Genomic DNA, 3,773 nt, shown 5'->3' with positions numbered 1-3,773 from the left:
GTGCGTGACGGCGCTGTCAGGCTCTGGGTCAGAGGGGCGGGGGCCGGGGGACCGCGAGCGCCAACTCTCTGCCTAGATTGTCGAGTTTATACGAGCCGTGTTCGAACGGTGTTTCATCTAGACGCGGTCGATATTGAGAGCAAGGCGTTATCAGGTCGTCCTTGTGAGGGATTCATCCCGATTTTACGTGGGTGTTACTTCCGTGACCTCGCTTTTGACGAGGCGAGCGGTCGGCCGATTCCCGTCGGCTCTTTTGACCAGGCTCTTCGGAAGGGAACCTTCACCGTGCCGCATGCCCGGCGAATGTGCCTCGCGGAATCCAGAACGAGCCTACCGCCCGGCGAACGGACGTGGGGCGTTATCGATCACATTGCCGGGGCATCATCCCCCGTACACAGCGGCCTGATCCGTGGCTGCCCATGCGAGGAGGGACCCTTCGATGGGGGAGAAGGTCGTGGCGGGCGCGTTCGACCTGTCCGATCGCAACGAGTACCGCAGGAAGCTCCGCGCGTGCCTCCTGGGGCTGGAGCGGCTGTTGGAGGAGGAGCGGTTCGACCGGCCTCGGAATCTGATGGGCATGGAGATCGAGTTGAATCTCGCCGGGCCCGACGGACTGCCGAGAATGTTGAATGCGCAGGTTCTTGAGCGCATCGCGAGCCGGGATTTTCAGACAGAACTCGGAATGTTCAATCTGGAAGTGAACATTGCCCCGCACCGGCTCGGCGGGCGTGTTCTCGACCAGCTCGCCGAAGAAGTGCGTACGGGGCTCAACTACGCCCACAGAAAAGCGGGCGAGCTGGATGCGGGCATCGTCATGATCGGTATTCTGCCGACGCTGAACAGGGCCGACCTGGTCTCCGCGAACCTCTCCGACGTGGACCGCTATGCCCTTTTGAACGAGCAGATCGTGGCAGCGCGCGGCGAGCGTTTCACCCTCGACATCGAAGGCGTCGAACGGCTCACCTGCACCTCGGGGTCGATAGCTCCCGAAGCCGCCTGCACCTCCTTGCAGTTGCATCTCCAGGTCACTCCGGGCCGGTTCGCCGATGTGTGGAACGCGGCCCAGGCCGTCGCTGCGGCGCAGGTCGCCGTGGGCGCCAACGCGCCGTTCCTGTTCGGCCGTGAGCTGTGGCGCGAGTCGCGGCCGCCGCTGTTCCTGCAGTCCACCGACACGCGCCCGCCCGAACTCCAGGTCCAGGGAGTGCGTCCGCGGACCTGGTTCGGGGAGCGGTGGATCACCGGGCCGCTGCAGCTGTTCGAGGAGAATCTGCGGTACTTCCCCGCGCTGCTGCCCCTGATGGACGCCGAGGATCCACTGGGCGTCCTCGACGCGGGCGGGGTGCCGCAGCTCGGCGAACTCGTCCTGCACAACGGCACGGTGTACCGCTGGAACCGCCCGGTGTACGGCATCGCCGACGGCGTCCCGCATCTGCGCGTCGAGAACCGCGTGCTGCCCGCGGGCCCGACCGTCACCGACGTCATCGCCAACGTCGCGTTCTATTACGGGCTCGTGCGGGCGCTCGCCGAGGAGGCCAGGCCCGTGTGGTCCCGGCTGCCCTTCGAGGCCGCCGCCCGGAACTTCGACACCGCGTGCCGCCACGGCATCGACGCCCGCTTGCGGTGGCCGCGGCGCGGCAGGCTCGGCGGCACCGTCGAGGTGCCGGCCGTCGACCTCGTACGCGATGAGCTGCTGCCGCTCGCGGCCGCCGGGCTCGATGCCTGGGGGGTGGAGCCCGCCGACCGGGATCTGTATCTCGGGGTGATCGAGGAGCGGTGCCGCAAGCGGGTCAACGGCGCGTCGTGGCAGGCGGCGACATATCACCGGGCGCTGGAGAACGGGCTCGGCCGGGAGGCGGCGCTGGCCGCGACCACCAAGCGGTACTGCGAGCTGATGCACGAGGGGGAGCCGGTGCACACGTGGCCGGTGGGGTTGCGCGAACCGGCGGTGCCGAGGGGCTGAGGGGGTCTCGGCGAACCGGCGGTGCTGAAGGGCTGAGGGCGCCTCGGCGAACCGGCGGTGCCGGGGGCGCGTCGGCCGGCGCGGGTCAGGGCCGGTTGCCGCCCGCCTCCATGATGGCCTTGAGGATGACCGCGTGGATCTGCGCCGGGTCGTCGACCTGGTGGCCGGAGCCGCCGGTCGCCTCGGCGATCTGCTGGACCTCGTCCTTGTCCGCGTCGGGTCCGACGGCGATCGCGATGACCGGCACCGGCCGCTCGCGGTCGGACAGCTCCTCCAGCTGTGCGAGGAGGGAGTCGCGCGAGATGCTGCCGGGGTCCTGGTTGGCGCCGTCGGTCAGGATCACCAGGGCGTTGAACTTGCCGCTCGCATATGTCGACCGGGCCTTCTTGTAGGCGGCGAGCGTGGTGTCATACAGGCCGGTCGCCCCGCCCGGCGCGGGTCGCAGCTCGCTGAACGCCTTCAAGAGTCTGTCGCGGTGGGTGACACCGCCCTCGCGCTCGCCGAGCCGCTCGGTCGGCTGCAGCTCGCGGTAGTCACGCGCGCCGTCGAGCCGGGTGGCGAACTCCCACAGGCCGATCTCGTCCTCGTCCGTGAAGCCCGCGAGGGCCTGCGTCAGGGACGACTCGGTGACCTCCATACGGGACTGGGCTCGGCCCGGCACCAGTTGCCGCATGGACTCCGAGGCGTCGACGACCGTGCTGAGCCGGGCGTTCTGCACCGTGATCGTCCACATGCCGAGGGTCTGCTGGATCTGCCTGTCGGACGGCGGCTCCGAGGCGTCGTCCGCGTACGGCTGCGGGGAGCGGCCGCCCGCGGTGGCGACGAGTTCGGTGGAGGGCGGGCCCGGGTCGGTCCTGAAGCCGTGCTCCGTCAGGATCTTCCGGCCCGCCTCGTCGCTGAACATCGTCATGAAGCGCAGCGCCGCACGGCTCGTGTCGGTGGACATCTTGTCGTCGGCGACCAGCGTGTACGGGTAGTCGAGGCGGGGCGAGCCGTCCTTCGGATAGAACAGGTCGAGGCCGCTCTTCCGGCCCGCCGACGCGTTGTGCGCGTACGCCGCCTGCTCGGAGAGGATCAGCGCCTGGTTGTGGCGGGAGCCGCCCGGCCCGGCGCCGGAGCCGTCGCGGGCCAGGGTCTCCAGGAGGCGGCCGTCGGTGTCGGTGGTGCGCTTGGACAGGGCCTTGGCCAGGGCGGCCGTCCGGGTCTCGCCCTCCTTGCCGTCCTGCTTCTTCGCCGACGCGCCGAGCTTGGCGAGCGCGAGCAGCCCGGTCGCGCTGCGCGCCGGGTCGGCGGCGCCCAGGCGCACGTCGTCGCCCTCCATGGCGGCGGCGGTCAACCGCGGCCAGTCGTACGTCTTCTTGGGCCAGCCCAGGGATCTGGCGGCGGACGGGAGCATGGCGACGCCGATCGGTGACGAGGCGATGTTGCCCGCGGGGGAGACCTTCGTCTGCTTGGTGCCGAGGCCGACGCGCCGCACCCAGAGGTCGGAGTCCGGGACCCACACGTCGTACTCCGGATCGCCCTTGCCCGCCCGGAGTTCGTCGGCCACCTTGTACGAGTCGCGCGCGGTGACGCGTACGTCGATGCAGTGCCCGTCCGAGGTGATCTCCTTCTCGCGGGCGTCGTCGGCGGCGGCGCGCAGCGCGGGGGTCACATCGGGAGCGGCGACGACGTCCAGACGTACGGCGTCGTCGCCGCACGAGCCGCCGAAGGAAAGCACATCGGCGTTGACCGCCGCCGCCGCGCTGCCCGCGACCACGAGAACGAGTGCCGTGGCGAGGGCGACCGCGCGGCCACGGGCGCGCGGCCGGGG

General features: G+C 70.2%; 2 protein-coding genes. One reads left to right on the top strand and one right to left on the bottom strand.

Annotation, left to right across the window (positions count from 1 at the left end; genetic code table 11):
* Nucleotides 1-439: 439 nt before the first annotated feature.
* A complete protein-coding gene (locus tag GKQ77_RS29465) occupies nt 440-1,960 on the top strand; it encodes a glutamate-cysteine ligase family protein (RefSeq protein WP_219692165.1) in 1,521 nt (506 codons plus the stop codon).
* Between the two features lie 85 nt (nt 1,961-2,045).
* Here GKQ77_RS29465 and GKQ77_RS29460 read toward each other — a convergent pair.
* The coding region (locus GKQ77_RS29460) for a substrate-binding and VWA domain-containing protein (protein WP_258022180.1) at nt 2,046-3,773 on the bottom strand (1,728 nt) is incomplete at its 5' end.

The sequence above is a fragment of the Streptomyces anatolicus genome (genome assembly GCF_019400875.1).
Classification (GTDB): domain Bacteria; phylum Actinomycetota; class Actinomycetes; order Streptomycetales; family Streptomycetaceae; genus Streptomyces; species Streptomyces anatolicus.
Note: the sequence above shows the minus strand (reverse complement) of the source record. Positions and strands in the feature narration are given on the sequence as shown.

Coding starts and splice junctions, on each gene's coding strand:
- GKQ77_RS29465 (WP_219692165.1), top strand. CDS start 440: ATGGGGGAGAAGGTCGTGGCGGGCGCGTTCGACCTGTCCGATCGCAAC.